17 protein-coding genes are annotated in these 16,690 nt (G+C 69.2%); 3 read left to right on the top strand and 14 right to left on the bottom strand.

Going from position 1 to position 16,690, the window contains the following annotated elements:
- Positions 1-2: 2 nt before the first annotated feature.
- The 9 genes from gspD to IEY58_RS16055 form a co-directional block, all read right to left on the bottom strand.
- Positions 3-2,252: a type II secretion system secretin GspD gene (gspD, locus tag IEY58_RS16015; RefSeq protein WP_189047531.1), complete on the bottom strand. Its 2,250-nt coding sequence runs from the start codon at positions 2,250-2,252 to the stop codon at positions 3-5.
- The gene (locus IEY58_RS16020; RefSeq protein WP_189047533.1) at positions 2,249-2,917 is read right to left on the bottom strand and encodes a hypothetical protein; all 669 of its coding nucleotides are present in this window, start codon (positions 2,915-2,917) and stop codon (positions 2,249-2,251) included. Before IEY58_RS16020 ends, gspD begins: the two co-directional genes overlap by 4 nt.
- Positions 2,914-3,483, bottom strand: a complete 570-nt coding sequence (gene gspM, locus IEY58_RS16025; protein ID WP_189047535.1) for a type II secretion system protein GspM — start codon at positions 3,481-3,483, stop codon at positions 2,914-2,916. The genes IEY58_RS16020 and gspM overlap by 4 nt, the downstream gene beginning before the upstream one ends.
- Positions 3,484-4,527, bottom strand: coding sequence for a PilN domain-containing protein (locus IEY58_RS16030; RefSeq protein ID WP_189047537.1), 1,044 nt, complete (start codon positions 4,525-4,527; stop codon positions 3,484-3,486).
- Between the two features lie 168 nt (positions 4,528-4,695).
- Positions 4,696-5,313, bottom strand: coding sequence for a prepilin-type N-terminal cleavage/methylation domain-containing protein (locus IEY58_RS16035; protein WP_189047539.1), 618 nt, complete (start codon positions 5,311-5,313; stop codon positions 4,696-4,698).
- Positions 5,303-5,722 (bottom strand): prepilin-type N-terminal cleavage/methylation domain-containing protein, encoded by a 420-nt coding sequence (locus IEY58_RS16040; RefSeq protein ID WP_189047541.1) that lies wholly within the window; start codon positions 5,720-5,722, stop codon positions 5,303-5,305. The genes IEY58_RS16035 and IEY58_RS16040 overlap by 11 nt, the downstream gene beginning before the upstream one ends.
- Positions 5,712-6,197, bottom strand: a complete 486-nt coding sequence (locus IEY58_RS16045; RefSeq protein ID WP_189047936.1) for a GspH/FimT family pseudopilin — start codon at positions 6,195-6,197, stop codon at positions 5,712-5,714. The genes IEY58_RS16040 and IEY58_RS16045 overlap by 11 nt, the downstream gene beginning before the upstream one ends.
- Positions 6,181-7,401: a type II secretion system F family protein gene (locus tag IEY58_RS16050; protein ID WP_189047543.1), complete on the bottom strand. Its 1,221-nt coding sequence runs from the start codon at positions 7,399-7,401 to the stop codon at positions 6,181-6,183. Before IEY58_RS16050 ends, IEY58_RS16045 begins: the two co-directional genes overlap by 17 nt.
- 4 nt (positions 7,402-7,405) lie before the next feature.
- Complete coding sequence (locus IEY58_RS16055; protein WP_229743754.1) at positions 7,406-9,148, bottom strand: GspE/PulE family protein; 1,743 nt, start codon at positions 9,146-9,148, stop codon at positions 7,406-7,408.
- An 87-nt stretch (positions 9,149-9,235) separates the two neighbouring features.
- On the opposite strand from IEY58_RS16055, the gene IEY58_RS16060 reads away from it, so the two are divergent.
- The 3 genes from IEY58_RS16060 to IEY58_RS16070 all read left to right on the top strand — a co-directional run bounded on the left by IEY58_RS16060 (position 9,236) and on the right by IEY58_RS16070 (position 11,070).
- On the top strand, positions 9,236-10,033 hold the full coding sequence (locus IEY58_RS16060) for a prepilin peptidase (protein WP_189047547.1): 798 nt from the start codon (positions 9,236-9,238) through the stop codon (positions 10,031-10,033).
- A 114-nt stretch (positions 10,034-10,147) separates the two neighbouring features.
- Positions 10,148-10,717, top strand: a complete 570-nt coding sequence (locus IEY58_RS16065; RefSeq protein ID WP_189047549.1) for a Spy/CpxP family protein refolding chaperone — start codon at positions 10,148-10,150, stop codon at positions 10,715-10,717.
- Positions 10,718-10,782: 65 nt separating this feature from the next.
- The gene (locus IEY58_RS16070; RefSeq protein WP_189047551.1) at positions 10,783-11,070 is read left to right on the top strand and encodes a hypothetical protein; all 288 of its coding nucleotides are present in this window, start codon (positions 10,783-10,785) and stop codon (positions 11,068-11,070) included.
- Between the two features lie 75 nt (positions 11,071-11,145).
- Here the strand turns inward: IEY58_RS16070 and IEY58_RS16075 are convergent, their stop codons facing one another.
- The 5 genes from IEY58_RS16075 to IEY58_RS16095 form a co-directional block, all read right to left on the bottom strand.
- Complete coding sequence (locus IEY58_RS16075; RefSeq protein WP_229743755.1) at positions 11,146-12,117, bottom strand: DMT family transporter; 972 nt, start codon at positions 12,115-12,117, stop codon at positions 11,146-11,148.
- Positions 12,118-12,245: 128 nt separating this feature from the next.
- Positions 12,246-12,401, bottom strand: coding sequence for a hypothetical protein (locus IEY58_RS16080; RefSeq protein ID WP_189047553.1), 156 nt, complete (start codon positions 12,399-12,401; stop codon positions 12,246-12,248).
- A gap of 34 nt (positions 12,402-12,435) precedes the next feature.
- Positions 12,436-12,834 (bottom strand): hypothetical protein, encoded by a 399-nt coding sequence (locus IEY58_RS16085; protein ID WP_189047555.1) that lies wholly within the window; start codon positions 12,832-12,834, stop codon positions 12,436-12,438.
- Between the two features lie 69 nt (positions 12,835-12,903).
- Positions 12,904-14,976 carry a hypothetical protein gene (locus IEY58_RS16090; RefSeq protein ID WP_189047557.1) on the bottom strand — a complete coding sequence of 691 codons (2,073 nt, stop codon included), beginning with the start codon at positions 14,974-14,976 and terminating at the stop codon, positions 12,904-12,906.
- Between the two features lie 297 nt (positions 14,977-15,273).
- Positions 15,274-16,527, bottom strand: a complete 1,254-nt coding sequence (locus IEY58_RS16095) for an ABC transporter substrate-binding protein (RefSeq protein ID WP_189047559.1) — start codon at positions 16,525-16,527, stop codon at positions 15,274-15,276.
- Positions 16,528-16,690 lie beyond the last annotated feature (163 nt).

Raw genomic sequence — 16,690 nt, forward strand, 5'->3', positions numbered from 1 at the left:
GGCTACTTGGTGAGGGCGGCGTTCGGGTTGGGCGAGCCGGACAGGGGCAGACTGTTCAGCTCCTGCGGCACCAGGCCGGCGTGGCTGAGGTTCGCGCGCAGATCGTCGGTGAGCGCGCGGGCGTCGCGCTGGTCGTGGATGACATGCGGCGTGATCAGCACCAGAAGCTCGGTTCTCTGCCGGTTATTGTCCTGGGTCGACAGCAGGCTGCCGAGGATCGGGATGTCCTTCAACCAGGGGATGCCCGAGTTGCCTTCGCTGGTGTCGTCGCGGATCAGGCCGGCGAGGCCGACGGTCTGGCCATCCTGGATGACGACCCGGCTCGTGACCTTGCGCTCGGAAATAGTCGGCGAGCCGATGGTCGAGGTCGTGGTGTTGGAGGGCGTGCTCACCTCTTGCGAGATGTCGAGTGTCACGAGCCCGCCGGTGTTGACGCGCGGGATGACCTGCAGGATCACGCCGGTGTTGACGTACGAGATGCTGTTGACCGTCTGCGGCGTCGAGGTAACCTGGGACGTCGCACTCTGGGTCAGGATCGGCACGTCGTCGCCGACCTGCAGCGTCGCCTTCTCGTTGTCGAGCACCATGACCTGCGGCGACGAGAGCACCCGCACGGTGGTCACGGCCTGGAGCGCGCTCAGGGTCGCGTGCACCACGCTCGAGGTCTTGGCCAGTACGAAGCCGGGGAAGGCGCCGTTGATCGTGCTGCTCGTGCCGGTCGACAGGACGCTCTGCAGGCCGCCGTCCTTGAAGAAGAACTGCGTGCCATACTGCAGCTGATCGTTCAGCGTCACCTCGGCGATGGTTGCATCGATCCGTACCTGCAGGGGCAGGATGTCGATCTTGCGCAGCATCGACTCCATCACGCTCTGCTCCTCGGGCGTCGCATAGATGAGCAGCGCGTTGTTACGCCGGTTGGCGATGATGCGCATCCGGTTCTCGTCGCCCTCCTTCTCACCCGACGGGGTCGAGAGCGCCTCCTGGGCGGGCGCGTTATTGTCCTGCGGGGTGCCGGCGCCGAACTGGCTCTGCGACCCGCCGGTACCCGTGCTCCCGCTCGAGCCGGGCAGGCCGCCCGTAGCACCCGGCAGGCCGCCCGTCGTCCCGGATGTGCCGAAGCCGCCGGTTGTTCCCGCGCCGCCGTACCCGCCCGTCGACGAGCCCTGGTTGAGCGAGATCTGGTCGAGGCTGGGCGTGGTCGAGCCGGTGCCGCCGCTGGTGCTCGAGACGTGACCGGGCGTGAAGGCGCGCTGCAGCAGGTTTTCGAGGTCGCGGCTGTCGCCGTTCTGGACGTAATAGACATGCCAGTTGCGCGCCGTCGCCTTCTTCGCCCGGTCGATCAGGCCGAACAGCCGGCGCGCGTCGTCGATGTAGCGTCCCTGGGACGCGACGACGAGCACGGCGTTGACGCGTTCCATCGGGATGACCTTGACCAGGCCCGACGTCGGCCCGTCCTGCTCGCTGCCGAACGCCTTGGACAGCTCGCCCGCGGCCTTGGCCGGGTCGCCCGTGCTGACCGGGAACACCGCATAGGACTGGCCGGCCAAGAGGTCGATGTCGAAGGCGCGGATGAGCCCGACCAGGCTCTCGCGCGCCGTCGGATCGCCGCTGACGACGAGCGCGTTGTGGTTCGGGTCGGCACTCACCTTGCCGCCCTCCGACACGAACGGCTCCAGCACTTTGGCCAGGTCCTTGGCCGAGGCATAGCGCAGCGGCACGAACTGGGTGCCCGACCCGAAGCCGTCGGCGCCGAGCAGGCCGGCGTTGGCGCCCGGCCCATTCGCCGGCAGCACGCGATAGAGTCCGTTCTGCTCGTTGAGCGTGGCGCCGTTCTGGGCGAGCAGGGTCTCGAGGATGCCGAGCAGCTGGTCGCGCGCCACCGGCTGCGCGGTCTCGATCGTGGCGGTGCCGCGCACTGCCGGGTCGATCGTGTAGTTGACCTTGAGCGTGCCGCCCAGGATCGACTTGGCGATTTCGCGGATATCGGTATCGACGAAATTCAGCACGACGTCGCCCGGGCCGGGTGCCGCGGGCTTGCGGCCGGCCGCGGCCTCGGCATTCGAGCCGAGCGCCACCTGCGGCTGCGGTGTCGACGCCAAGTCGGCGGCGAGCCCGCCGCTGACCCGCGGGCTCGCCACACCGCGGTCGCCGGAGACGTCGCCCGGCAGGGGCGTCAGCGGTTCGGGCGGCGGCGGCGCGTGACAGGCGGCGAGCGCCAGGAGGACGACGGGAGCGGTCAGGCGTAGCTTCATCGACGTTTCTGCGCGTTAGGCGCGCTCCCTGGCTGGCGGCTGGCGGGTGGCGGTGCGACCTGAGGCCGCCCTGGGGTTGCGGTCGCCTGTCCGGCGAAGGGGTTCGGCACGCCGGGCGGCAGCTGCAGGCCGCCGGGTAGGTATTGGCGCGGGTTCTGCGGCGCGGGTACGCCGGGGGGCGGAGGGGGCACCGGCGGGGCCGCGGCAAGCGCCGGGTCCGGCTTCGGCTCCAGCGTCTGGTTGCCGCCGGGCCCGGTGAGCGTGACGCTGCTGGCCGCGATCTGCTGGATCTGCCAGCCGGCGATCTGGTCGCCCTCGGCCAGCACCATCGGCTTGCCGTCGCCGGCCGGCTGGAAGATCGCGCGGCGCTGGGTCCGGTCAATGAGGATGCCGGCGAGGCGCGGCATCTGATCCCCCGGACCGCCGGAGGCGGCGGCCGGGCTCGCCTTCGGCCGCCGGTCGGCGGCGAACAGCGGACGCGCGAGAATGGTCGGCACCAGGCCCGAGACATCCTCGGTCGTGGCTTCGGGCAGATCGCCAAGCCCGGCCGGCGGCGCGCTCCGCGGCGGGGCGGCCGCAGGTGCGGCGAGCTCGAGCGCGATCACGACGACAAGTATCGCCGAGGCGATGCCGAGGCCGCCGAGGGCCAGGTCACGCGGCGTCATGGCGCGTTCCCGCTGCGAAAGCCATAGACCGTGAAGCCGCAGTCGAGCGCTGCCGTCGTATTGCCGGGCAGCACGATCGGCGAGCCGTGGATCTGCAGGTCGTCGATCAGCATCGGCGGATGGGCCCGTTCGATCTCGGCCATCAGGTTGACCAGCACGGTCAGCGGCGCACTGATGCTGAGCTTGACGCCGATGCGCCGGTACGGCCCCGCCTGTTCGGCGGTCAGCGTCTCCATGCTCGACAGGGTGGCACCTGACGTCGTAGCGAGTGTCTGCAGCAGCGACTGCAGGCTGGCGCCGGCAAGCGCGTCGGTGGCGCCTTCGAAGGTCGCCGCCCCGTTGTTCGCCGGCACTGAGGCGGCACGCGCCTGCAGCGCCGGCACTTGGCCGGCGAGCTGCGCCATGCGCTCGGCGAGCGCCGTCCGCTGTGCAAGCTTCGTCTGCTGGCTCGCATAGAGATCGGCGAGCGGCGCCGCGATCCCGAGCCAGAGCACGAGAGCCACCAGGAAGACGAGGCCCACCGCCAGCAGGCGGCCTTGGCGTCCGGTCGGTAGGGAAGTGCCCATTTAGGGCCGTACCTCCGTCGTGATCGAGAAGATCTCCTGCCGGTTCGCTTCGAGCTTGGTCACCGGCGCGGCGAAGGCAGGGTCCTTGAAGCCGGGATCGGCGGCGAGCTGGCCCAGGAGCCGCGCCGCGGCGGCCGACTGGCCGATCAGCGACAGCTTCCGGTTCTTCAGTGAGAGATCGGTCAGGTGCGTGTCGTCCGGCAGCGCTTCCGTGGCGGCGGCGAGCACCTTGATCGGGTTCGCGAACTTCGCCCGCTCGGCCGCGATCGCCTCGCCGCCGCCGCCGGTGATCTGCCGGCGCAGCTTGGCGGCCTCGTCGACCGCGGGCTGCAGGGTCGCGATCCGGGCGTCCACCTCGCGGAGCACCAGGATCTGACGGGTGAACGGCACGCCGATCGCGACGAGCGCCAGGACGGCCGCCGCGACGGCCATCGCCGGGACGGCCCGGCCGCGCCAGCCGCGATTCCCGACGCCGCTGTGATCAAGCGCGATCCATCGGACCGTGCCGTCGGGCAGCCGCGGCGCCAGCATCGTCGGCGCGATCTCGGCCGCTGCCAGATCACGCATGAGGTCGGCGAGCGGTGCGCGCGGCACCAGCGACAGGCGGACCGCAAGCCGGTTCTGCCGGCGGTCGCGCTCCAGCACGGCCGCGTCCCAATAGACCTCGTCGACCGAGAACGGGGTCTCGCGGTCCATCTCGAAGCCCAGGACGCGCACGAGCTCGCGCTCGGCTGCGAGCGGCAGCGTCAGCTGCTTCTCCAGCAGGAACGCAGGGTCGAGGCCCAGGGCGATGGTCGGGGGACGGCCGGGCAGGGCCGCAGCCTGCTTGAGCGCGCGAAGACCCGGTCCGTCGAGCGTGAAGCGGCCGAGCCGGCTCGTCTGGCCGCGCTTGCGCAGCGCCACCTCGACGGCTGCCGGCTCGCCGTTCGCATCGAGCGTCAGCAGCACCGCGTCATGGTCGAGCGGCATCGCGGCCGCAAGATTGGCCGGCAGCAGGGAGCGGAGCTGTTCGCCCCACCAGGAAAAGAAAGTGCCGATGGTCACGATAGGCCGCGCACGCTCCCCTCTGTCCGGTCGGTCGAATGGCCGCGTTCCGTCCGACGGCGCCGGGCGGAGGAGGCCAGTCCAACAATGCGCTTATGCCGCGCCCGGTAGGCGGCGAGATTAATAGCCGTCTCCTCAAAGATATAAAAGGGAAAGGGTGCATTCATCTCAGCCGCCGCCTTCTTCGATGAGCGGTGCCACGACCAGGTTGGGCCAATGGCGCCGGTCGCCTTCGACGAAATCGATGTGCAGGCGGATGAGCGCCGGCGGCGTGGTCGCGGTCCAGCGCTCCTGCCAGCCCGGCGAGTCGAGCCCGCTCTGCCAATAAGCGAAGGTGACATGGTCGACATGGTCGAGGACGACTGCCTCGCCGGTCGAAGGATGTCCCGTGTTGGGGTCGATCAGCATGCTCTCCCAGCGCAGCATCAGGCGGTGCTGGTCGTCGACCGCCAGCGAGATCCGGGCGTGGTTCCCGCTGATCGAGACCGCCTGCGGCAGGATGCCGTCGAAGGCGATGTTGTCCGCCTCGCCGGTGAAGTCGTTGCGGCCATGGATGGCGCCGGTCGTGGCACTGGTCAGCAGGCCGCGGATCGTCCGGTCGACCGCATCGAGGTCGGCGGTCTCGCCGACGAGCGCCGCTTGCCGGGTCCAGGCGGCCATGCCGAGCCGCATGCCCTGGCCGATCGCCGCCATCAGGATGCCGAGCACGACGAGGGCCACCAGGATTTCCATCAGGGTGAAGCCGGCCGCGCGGTTTCGGCCCGATGAGCGGCGATCAGCGGTCATCGTTGCTGCCCTGGCCCACGCGCTCGGTGCGCAGCACGACCTGCCGGTCCTTGCCGGCTTCGTGCCAGGAGATCGCGACGGCGACGGCATAGAGCTCCGCCGGCGGAGGGCCGGCGATCGACAGCGGGCCGTTCGTCGCGGGTTTGGCGGTGGCAAGCGGCGTCACGTCGAGATGCCAGTGAAAACCGCTGCCGTCATCGCCGTCGCTGGAGCCGGCGAGGAGGGCGGAATCCCGCCCGATCGCGGCCAGGTGCGAGCGCGCCCGGGCGACCGCCTCCTCGTAGCGGCCGGCCGTGCGGACCGACAGGAGGCCGCTGGACGCCGCCTTGAACAGGAGTGTGAGCGCCAGTGCCGCGATCGCAAACGCGATCAGCACCTCGAGCAGGGTGAAGCCGCGCTCAGTTCGCATCGCCGACGCTGACCCGGCCATTGAGCCAGTCGATGCCGACGCGCAGCCGGCGCCGGCCGTCCTTGAGCTCGACGCGACCGCCGGTCGAGCTGCCGTCCGGCAGGAAGCGGAATTGGGCGAGCTGGTCGCCCCGGGTCTGGCCGGCGACGGTCAGGACGGCGATCTCGAGCCCACGCGGAAAGGCGGTCGGGCGATCGTTGCCGATGCGCCAATTATGCGCCGCAAGGTCGATACTGACCTCGACCGGCCGATTGTCTGCGATGGCGCGGGCGCGCGCCTGCCGGAAGCCGGAGGCGAGCTCGTTCCCCGCCGCGCGCGCCGTCAGCGTGCGCATGCCCAAGGGCCCGCGCGCCGCGACCATGGCGAGCACGAGCCCCATGATCGCCAGCACGACGACCATCTCGATGAGGGTGAAGCCGCCCGCTCGGCGCCGCGACGGCCGGCCGGAGCAACAGATCTCAGAGCGCCAGGTCATTGAGGCCCAGCATCGCCATCAGCAGCGAGCCCACGATTGTCGCGACGGCGATGCCCATGGCGATGGTAATGGTCGGCACGAGCAGCGCCACCAGCCGCTGCACCGCAATCCGCGTCTTTTCCTCATGGATATCGGCCGCCTTGAGCGCCATGGCGGCGAGCTGGGCCGTCTCTTCGCCGAGCCGCAGGAGATGGATCGTGCGCTCTGGGAAGATGTGCGCCTCGCCGAGCGGCCGCGACAGGCCGGCACCGCCCTTGGCGCTGTCGGTCGCCCGGCCGATCGCATCCACGGCCGCAAGATTGCCGATCGTCTCGTTGACGATGCCGAGGGCGCCGATCAGCGGCACGCCGTTCTTGAGGAGTGTGCCGAGCGTGCGCGTGAAGCGCGCCGCCAGGCTTTCGCGCATGAGCCCGCCCAGCACGGGCACGCGCAGCAGGAAGCGGTCGAACGGCCGCCGGAAATTGTCGTTCTTGAGCGCGTGGCGCAGCGCCACGCCCAGGATCAATAGAAGGATCAGCAGCCAGGGGCCGGCCACCTGCATCGTGTCGCCGAAATCGATGAGCAGCTTGGTCATGAGCGGCAGCTCGGCGCCCGATTCCGCGAACAACGGCACGAACTGCGGCAGCACATAGCCGATGAGCACGGCAATCGAGCCGATCGCCGCGGTCAGCAGCAGCGCCGGATAGATCAGCGCCGACTGCACCGTTGCGGCCAGGGTGCGCTCGCGCTCGAGCAGCCCGGCGAGCCGGTCGAGCGTCTCGGCGAGCGCGCCGCCGGCCTCGCCAGCCCGGACGAGGCCGACATGAAGCTTGGGGAAGCTCTGCGGCTCCTGGGCAAGCGCCGCGGCCAGCGCGTTGCCGCCGCGCACCCGCTCGCGCACCCGGTCCATGATCTTGGCGACGCGCGGGTTGGGTGCGGTCTCGACAATGAAGCGCAGCGCGCGGTCGAGGTCCTGGCCGGCGGCGAGCATGGTCGAGAGCTCGCGGGTGACGTCGGTCATTTCCTGCCGGCTCAGGCCGCGCCGGCGGCCGAGCTCGGCCGTGAACAAGGCGCTCCAGCCGCCGCCCGTCGCCGGCTCCGCGCGCATCGGCATATGGCCTTGGCGCTGCAGCCGGTCGATCACCGCCGCCTGGTCCGGCGCCTCCATGACGCCGCGCTGGACCTGTCCTTGCGGGTCGATGGCGGTGAAGCGGAAGGCCGGCATGGGGTTAGCCCTCCGCGCGGATCGAGCGGACGACTTCTTCGACCGTCGTGATGCCGGCAAGCGCCGCGTCGAGCCCGGCGTCGAACATGGACGTCATGCCGCCCGCGATGGCCGCGCGCTCGATCGCGGCATGGTCGGCGCGGGCGAAGATCAGGCGCTCGATCTCGTCGTTCGGGATCAGCAGCTCGGCGATCGCCTGGCGGCCGCGATAGCCGGTGTCGCGGCAATGCGGGCAGCCGACCGGGTGATGCAGCACGATCGGCCGGGCCGTGGTGCGGCGGTCGAGGCTGAAGCGCTCGACCAGCTCGGGCGGCGCTTCAGTCGGCCGCTTGCACTGCGGACAGAGCCGGCGCACCAGGCGCTGGGCCAGCACGCCCTTGACCACGGCGGTGATGAGATAATCCTCGAGCCCCATGTCGCGCAGGCGTGTCACCGTGGCCGCGGCCGAGTTCGTGTGCAGGGTCGACAGCACCAGATGGCCGGTCAAGGACGCCTGCACGGCGATCTGCGCGGTCTCGAGGTCGCGGATCTCGCCGATCATGATGACGTCCGGATCCTGGCGCAGGATCGAGCGCAGGAGATGCGCGAAGTTGAGGCCGATCTGCGGCTTCACCTGGATCTGGTTGATGCCGCTCAGCTGGTATTCGATCGGGTCCTCGACCGTGACGATCTTGCGCGCGACGGAATTCAGGTTCAGCAGGCCGGTATAGAGCGTGGTCGTCTTGCCGCTGCCGGTCGGCCCGGTGACGAGCACCATGCCGTTCGGCAGGTCCAAGAGCCGCTGCAGGTTGCCCATGACCACGGGCGGCAGGCCGAGCTTCGCATAGTCGAACTCGACGGCGGTGCGGTCGAGCACGCGCAGCACGACCGTCTCGCCGTAGAGCGACGGGATGGTCGAGACGCGGAAATCGACCTCCTGGCCGCGCACGGCAAGCTTCAGGCGCCCGTCCTGCGGCAGGCGGCGCTCCGCAATGTCGAGCCGCGACATGATCTTGATGCGCGACGTGATGGCGGCGGTGAGGCGTGTCGGCGGTGCCTCCGCCTCGTGCAGCACGCCGTCGTAGCGATAGCGCACGCGCAGCCGGTCCTCGAACGGCTCGATATGGATGTCGGACGCCTGGGTCTCGACCGCGCGGGCGATCATCTGGTTGACGAGGCGAATGACCGGCGCCTCGCTCGCCAGGTCCTTGAGGCGCTCGGCATCCTCTTCGAGCGGCTCGTCCGTGCTGTCGGCGGAGGCATCGGCCGCGACGGCGTCGCCCGATTCCGGATAGAGCCGGTTCAGGGCCGCCTCGAGTTCGATCGGCAGCGCGATCTCGACCGCAACGGCGCGGCCGGTCGCAGCCGCGACGGCGTTGCGCGTGAACGGATCGAGCGGGTCGGCCATGGCGAGCACCAGCCGGTCGGGCTCGACCGCGATCGGCAGCGCGTGGACCTTGCGCAGGAAGCGCGGCTTCAGCCGGTCCTGCAGCAGCGGCGCATCCGGATAGCGATCGGCGCCGACGAGCGGCAGGGCGAGATAGGCCGAGAGCGATTCCGCGAGCCCGCGCTCGGAGACCAGGCCCAGCTGGGTCAGCACCGCGTCGAGCCGCTGCCCGGTCTCGGCCGCGACCCGGCGCGCGCGCTCCAGCGTCTTGTCGTCGACCAGGCCACGCTCGAGCAGCACGCCGCTCAACGCCTCGAGCCGGTCGTCGGCACCGGGGGCAGCGGAACCGGGCGCATTGGAGCTTGGGGAGGTCGCAGCCAAGTCAGTCATCGGCCTTGAATGCCAGAAAGATTGTCGAATGGATCACACACTGTGTAGAGGACCGTACCTGAGGCAAGTGGAAAGCTTATGACAGTGCCACCCGCGGAGGATGCATTGGTTCCGGATTGGCTGGCCTATGTGCTGGCGCCCTTCATCGGCAGCTTCATGGGCGTGCTGATCCGCCGGCTGCCGGCCGACCTGCCGATCGGCAACGCGCGCTCGCGCTGTGACCATTGCGGGACCCGGCTCGGCGTCCGCGACCTTGTGCCGCTGCTGAGCTGGCTCGCGAACCGGGGGCGCTGCCGGCATTGCGGCAAGCCGATCGGGGAATTCTATCCGCTGGTCGAACTCGCGGCGCTGGGCGTGGCGCTCTGGGCCGGCACGATCGACGTGGGGGCGGCACTCTGGCTCGACTGCCTGCTCGGCTGGACGCTGGTGACGCTCGCCTGGATCGACGCCGAGCATCTGCTGCTGCCCGACGTTCTGACCCTGCCGTTGATCCTGGCCGGCCTGGGGGCCGCCTGGGTGCTCGAATGGCCGCCGATCGTCGATGCCGCCGCAGGGGCGTCGGTCGGCTACGTCGTCTTCCGGCTGGTGGCGCTTGCTTATCGGCAGATCCGCGGGCGCGAAGGTCTCGGTGCCGGCGATGCGAAGCTGCTCGCGGTCGCCGGCGCCTGGCTCGGCTGGCAGGCGCTCGGCGACGTGGTGCTGGGCGGTGCGCTCGCCGGGCTGCTCTGGTACTTCATCGCCCGGCCGGCGAATACCGCGACGGAGAATCTTGCGGCGGATGCAGCGCCAGGTCCGGTCGAGCTGCCGTTCGGGCCGGCGCTCGCCGTTGCAATCTGGGTTGTGCGGCTTTACGGGCCGTTTCTCGGTCTCTTTTAACCTATGGTTTTCCAAGCCGCGGCGGCGATGGGATGATTTTGCGCCGTCGAACGTTGTCGAGAGGACGGCTTTCCCAAGATGCCGCCGAAATCACAACGAAAAGTGGGTTCAAAGATGTTCCGAGCATTTCGTCCAGCGACCCGGGCGGTCGCCGCTGCGGCTCTGTTGAGCGGCATCGCCGTCGTAGGGTCGGCGCTGGCCCAGACGTCGCCTGCTGCGCCGGTGCCGGCTGCCGCTCCGGCGACCCCCGCGCCTGCCGCTGTGCCGCCCACCACGTCGCCCACGACCGCCGCAGCACCGGCCGCGGCCGCGCCGACCGCCCAGGCCACCAAGCATTCGGCCCGCGTCGAGGCCCATATCGCCGACCTCAAGAAGCGGCTCAAGATCACGGACGCTGAGAGCAAGCAGTGGGACGATTTCGCTCAGGTGATGCGCGACAACGGTACCGCCATGGAGACGGCCTTGCAGGAGCGTGACGCGAGCAAGGGCATCAGCGCCGTGCAGGACCTGCAGTCCTACGCCAAGATCGCGCAGACCCACGCCGACGGGGTGCAGAAGCTCGCGGCCGCGTTCCAGCCGCTCTACGACAGCCTGTCGCCGGAGCAGAAGAAGAACGCCGACACGATCTTCGAGCAGCGGCGGCACGGCCGGACGGAGCACGAGCCCGCCAAAAAGAAGTCCTGACGCAGTTGACGGAGCCGGGGCCCGACGTCCCGGCTCCGTCCCTTTCCTTTGAAAGGAATGGCATCATGAGCACGAGCAAGCTCGGGTGGCCGGCTCGGCTGGCCCTGCTTTTCGCCCTGGCACCGCTGGCACTCATGCTGGCCGGCGGACCGGCCCGTGCTGAAGACGAGCGCGGGGACCGCGGGCGCGAGCACCAGCGCTGGGAACACCGGGAGTATCGGGACCGGGACTATCGGGACCGGGACCATGGGTGGCATGACCGCGGCTACTACTACGCACCGCCGCCGCCGCCGGTCTATTACGCGCCGCCGGCCCCGCCGCCGGGCATCACCTTGACTTTCCCGATCCGCTGACCGCTGCCGATGGGGCACGGGCGAGGGGCGGCCGAAAGGCCGCCCCGTTTCGTTTCGGCCGCCAGGAGCTTTGGATCAGGCGCTGCCGGCCAGTCGCTGGCGCGCGACGATGCGCTCGCGATGGGCGGTGTAGAGGCCGCTTGCGATGATGATACTGGCGCCGACGAGCGTCAGGCTGTCCGGGATCATGTCGAACAGGAGGAAGCCCGCGAGGCTCGACCAGACGAGCTGGGTATAGGAGAACGGCGCCAGCACCGAGGCGCTGGCCCGGCGGTAGCCCAGCACGACCAGCCATTGCGCCGTGGTCGAGACGCAGGCGATGAAGCCGCCGAGTGCCACCACTTGCCAGCTGGGCGGTTCCCAGATGAACGGCAGGATCAGGCTCGTCACGACCAAGCCGGTGATCGCGGCATAGGCGAGCGTCGTCACCGTGTGGTCGCTGCCCTGGGTCATCTTGCGGGTGAGCACGATGCCGAAAGCCCAGCTGACCGAGGACAAGAGCGGCAGGACCGAGGCCGGGTTGAAGGTGCTGGTGCCGGGCCTGACCACGATCAGCACGCCGACGAGGCCGACCACGATGGCACTCCAGCGCCGGATGCCGACCTTTTCCTTCAGCACCGGGATCGAGAGCGCCGTGATGAACAGCGGCGAGACGAAGCTCATGGCGGTGGCGTCGGCCATGGCGAGATAGCGCAGGCCCGAAGTGAAGAACAGCGCCGAGCCCAAGAGGCCGAGGCCGCGGCCGATCTGCAGCAACGGGGCGGCGGAGCGGAGGCGGGACGGGTGCCGGATCAGGGCCGGCACCATCAGGATCGTGAAGCCGGCATAGCGCAGCCATACCACCTCGATCGGCGGGATGCGCTGGCCCAGGAACTTGGCCGTGGCGTCGGACATGGAGAAGAACACCATGGCGGCGACGATCAGCATGATGCCGCGGACCGGATCGTCCGACTGGCGCTCCGCCGTGCGCTCCATCGATATCGATGCTGTGGGCGATATCGATGCGGCAGGACCGGCCTTGGCGATCGGGACGGCGCTCTCGGTCATGGCACAACCAGACTGCGACAAATTGTACGAGGGGACAGACCCTAGCATTCTCCGTCCGTCCGCAGCCAAGCAGCCGACGAGGGGCGCGTATGCGCCAAAGGACCTGGTATGCCGAAGGACCTGGTATGTCAGAGGACCTGGCGCAGCTGACGGAGCGAGGCGAGCAGGATCCGGTCGCGCGGATCGACTTCGAGCCGGGCACCCGGACGATCGAAGCGATAGGCCTTGCCCGAGACGGGGCCTTGGACGCTGAGGGCGGTATTGCCGATATAGACGAACGCCACGGCGCGCTCCCGCCGCGCGTGTTCGACGTAGGGGCTAGCGCCCGGCGACTGGGTCGGTGCCCGGGATGCCGTCCGCTGTTGCGTCCTGTTCCTGCCGCAGCACATGGTCGTTCTCCTCGTCTTCGCTATAGAAAACAGCGGGAAGCGGTTCGCCCTTCCGGGTCAGCCGTTCGAGCAGGATGGCGCCGGCCGAGAGCGCCGGCCACAGCAGCAGCCGCCCCGCGAGGCCCTGGCCGAGCAGCAGGGCGAGCGGCAGCGCCAGCCACAGGCTCAGGCAATAGAAGCAATCGAGCAGGCTCGCCCAAAAGCCTTGGCCCGCGGCCCGCCGCAGCGACGCCAGCACATTGCCCGGCCCATCCTCAGCATGGAGGAGATGGGTCAGGCGCCAGACGGCAAGGATGCCGAGGACCAGGGGGTAGAAGGGCGTGGCCATGGTGGGATCCATCCGGGGCGTCGTCCGGCCCGCCCCGACATCGAGGACGGAGCGGGCCGGTTCGATCATCTAGACGTTCACGACGGCCACCGAGACGTTGTACTGGCTCCAGTTCAGCCAGGCGGCGTCGATGTACCAGTCATGGGCCTGCGGGTCGGACGGATCGCCGCCCGCGGGGTTGAACGCCCGGCTGTAGCCGTTGAGGCTGAAGCCGTAGCAGCCGGGCAATGCCGAGCCGGGCAGCGTGAAGGTCGCGGTCTGCGACACGAAATTGTCGGCGCTGCTCGTGTGCCAATGCATGTAGGGCAGGCTCGACGGTTCCGGCGACGGCAGCATCGTGCCGCCGCCGCAGCCCGAGTCGATGAGCGACGTCTTCAACAGGTGCTCTGCCGACACCTGGTAGGTGACGCTGAACTCGATGTCCGATCCGGTCGGCCGCTCGACGATCGGGCAGATGAGGTTCGGGAAGACGTGCCAGGTCCCGAACGGCAGCACGCGCCAGGCGAGGCTGGTGATGAGCGGCTTCGGGGCCGAATTGTCGAGCCGGAACGGCACGGCGGCGGGCGTGGTGAAGATCGGGTTCTTGCCGGCGTCGCCGATCTGCAGCGTCACGTCGTAGAGACCGTCCGGGAAGGCGCTGGTCGGCCAGTCCAGGAGTTCGTTCTGCGGGAACCAGGCGTCCGGCGTTGCCAGGATCGGGTACCAGCCCTGGGCGTCCGGCACGACATGCAGCGGTGCGCCGGGGCCCGGCCACGGGTCGACGTACCAGTCGAGATTGGTGAAGGGCACCGCCGGGGCGCCATTGAACGAGTAGAGCAGCCGGTAGTAGCTGCCGCCCTTGAACTGGTTGCAGCCATAGAGCTGCACCGTGCCCATGAAGGGCGCGTTGGCCGGCGTGTCCGGGGTCACGGCCGGCGGAAAGACCGACGCGCGGACGACGCCGTCGGCGTGCGGCGGGTTCGGGCGCACCGCGTAGCCGCGGGTCGGCCCGGCAGACGTGTCGAGATAGGCCGACGTCACCGGCATCAGTCCGGCGAACAGGATCTCGGGCTGCGTGCAGTCGCCGACCGGCGGCACCTGGCAATTGCCGTTGATGCGCGCGTTCGGTGCGGCGTGCAGGATCACGTCGGAGAGCGGGCCGGACTGCCAGCCGATCTGGAACCAGCCATCCGAATAGATCGTCTCCTGGGCGCCGTCGCCGTCCGTGTCCTGGGTCACCCAGAAGGTGATGTCCGGCACCTCGAGGATCGGCACCAGCTCTTCCGTGAGGATCCACTCGCATTTCCAGAGCGGGAAGGGCCCGATATAGCGGTTCGGATCGAACTTGTAGTCACGGCCGGTGGCACCCCGCACGAAGTCGCGGAGCCCCTTGACCCCATGCTTCTGCAGGTGCTGCTGCAGCTCGGCGAGCTTGGGCGAGGTCGGCGGCGGCACGCGCGTCTGATAGGCCGGCTGGTCGAGCAGCCCTTGCAGGACCGACCGATTGCCGCCGAGCGTCGCGGCCTGCTCCGCCAGCAGCAGCCGGCTCGCCGTCTCGCGCCCGGTGATGGCGGCGAGCCGGTCGAGCGACAGCCCGGCATTGCGCAATTCGATCGGGCCCGGATCCGGTCCCGGGATCGGCGTCGGCAGCACGCCGGCCTGCTGCAGCAGGTCGCCGAGGTTCGGTCTGACCAGGACTTCCGGGAAGCAATAGCGCTCGAGCCGCCAGCGGACGACCCAATCGATGTCGAACCGCGGGACCCAGACGCAGAACTTGCCGCATTCGTCGGTGACGACTTCCGCGATCTGCTCTTCATGGCAGAAGATCGGGTAGAGCCAGCCGAGCTTCACGCCCTCGGGGAAATAGCCGAGGAAGTCGCAGTCCGTGTCCATGACATGGACGGTGGCGAAAGGCACCGGCTGATAGAGCCCGCTCGCCGGATCCCAGCGGACGACCTGCCCGCAGACGCGCTGGAACAGGAAGTTGATCGGATCGATCTGCCATTTCAGTGCTTCCGAAAGCTCGGCGATATCGCGGCCTTCGATTTTCGATGCTTCCGTGCCGGTGAGTTGCGCCAGGCGCTGTGCCTGGAGCCCGGTCAGCTTGACCTTGTCCGGCGTCGTGCTAATGGCACTGCCGGCAACACGCTTTGATTTTGCCATGACCCTGCTCCTATGCGTGCGTTTAGGGAGCAGAGCCAATTCAGCGGCGATTTTCGCCGCCTACCCAAAACGCGAAAATAAAGCGACCCGCGGAGCGCAAATCAGATCTCGCCGGAATCATTTGCGGCATATTGGCCGCGTGATATCCCGTCGTCGTGAATTTCTCCGCCCGCGGTAGAATGCTACGTCGCGGGCGGCCGAATTCTTGTGAGCAAGGTCACTCTGAAATAGTTTGACGGGAATTTTCGAAGGCGACGCGTGCCGGCGAGGGGCCTGCACGAGGGTTCCGCTTCGGCGCTATTTCACGAGCGGGCAGCCGCCTTCCGCGACCGGCCGGAACGCGCGCGCCGCCGGGATGTCGCGCACCTTCTTCAGATAGTCCCACGGGTACTGCGATTCCGCCGGGCTCTTGACCTGGTAGAGCGTCAGGTCATAGGCGACCTGGCCGTCGGGCCGGATCGTCGCCGGGCGGCCGAAGAAATCGATGGGAAGGCTACGCATCTCGGCGTTGACGGCGCGCGCCTCGGTCGTGCCGGCTGCCGCCACCGCTGCCAGGTAGTGGCGGACCGAGGCATAGGTCGCCGCCTGCTGCTTCGTCGGCATCCGGTGCATCTCGGTCTCGAAGCGTTTGGCGAAGGCGCGCGCCGCGTCGTTCTGGTCCCAATAGAAGCCCTCGGTCACATAGAGCCGCTGTGCCGCCGCGAGGCCGACGGCATGGATGTCGGTCAGGTAGACGAGCAGCCCCGCCAGCGTCTGTCCGCCGGCATCGAGATGGGCCGCACCGGCCTGCTGGATCATGTGCTCGAGGTCGGCACCCGCGTCGGCCAGCGCCACGATCTTGGCATGCGATGCCTTGGCCGCATTGATAACCGCCGAGAAGTCGGCCGTGCCCAGCGGATGCCGCACGCGGCCCAGCACGAGCGCGCCCAAGGCGCGTGCGGCCTCGTTCGCGTCACGCTCCATGGCCAGGCCGAACGCGTGATCGACCGTGACGAAGAACCAGCTGTCGCCGCCGCTCGGCACGACCGCCTCTGCCGTGCTGCGGGCGAGCGCATAGGTATCCTCGGCCCAATGGGTCGAGGTCGCGGCGCAGGCCGTGCCGATGAGGTCGGAATCCGGCGCGCCGGCGATCAGCAGGGTCTTGTCGCGGGCGCGCCCGATCTGCTGGGCGGCGAGCGCCACGCTCGAGGTCGAGAGGCCGGCGACTGCGTCGACGCCATCGTAGAACCAGCCCGTCAGGATCTGGGTGCCGACGGCGGGGTCGTTCTTGTGGTCGGCGTCGAGCAGCTCGATCGGGCGGCTGAGGACCGTGCCGCCGGCATCGGCGATCGCAAGCCGCGCCGCCACGACATTGCCGGGGCCGCCGGCCTCGGCATAGATGCCGCTCTCGTCGGTCAGGATGCCGATCTTGACCGCGGACGGTGCTTCGACATTCGTGACCGCCGGCGGCGCATCGGCGCCGGTCGCCGTGCCTGGAAGCGCCATCAGCGCGAGCAGCAGCAAAGCGGACGGCATCATCGCCCGCAGATCCATGGTTTCCCCCTTCGTCATCCGGATCGCCCCCTGAACGCCCGGTTCCGGCTCGTCCGACAGCTTGCGGGGCGCTCAGTTGCAGCGCAATGGTGACTTTGTTCGTTTAGTGCTTGTAATGGCGCAGATTCGTCGCTCTTCTTTCAACTTCACAGGTGCGGGTCCTTAATGGGCGGCGGCGATG

The sequence above is a fragment of the Aliidongia dinghuensis genome, from assembly GCF_014643535.1.
GTDB classification, from domain to species: Bacteria; Pseudomonadota; Alphaproteobacteria; order ATCC43930; family CGMCC-115725; genus Aliidongia; species Aliidongia dinghuensis.